The 235-nt window shown below is 36.2% G+C and carries 1 pseudogene; it reads right to left on the reverse strand.

Annotation, left to right across the window (positions count from 1 at the left end):
* Positions 1 to 181 (reverse strand): annotated as a pseudogene (locus ACFIK8_RS12755) (type IV secretion system protein VirB7); the annotation flags it as partial.
* Positions 182 to 235 lie beyond the last annotated feature (54 nt).

Raw genomic sequence — 235 nt, forward strand, 5'->3', positions numbered from 1 at the left:
TAACAGGTTTTACGATTTTTTTTTGTATGATGATGTTTTTATTGTCCCAATCCCACTTATCTCTATTTAAAGCGCGCGTATACTGGCCATTACATCTTGGTGGTTTTTTGGGCCCACTAAGAGAAGCACAGCCCGTAAGGGCAATCATCAGGATCATAAAAAAAGTTATTTTTTGTTTCATTTTTTGAACTCACACAAATACTTTAAAATACAACACATAACCGCGTGACCCCAT

The organism is Bartonella sp. MR168JLCBS (assembly GCF_042194175.1).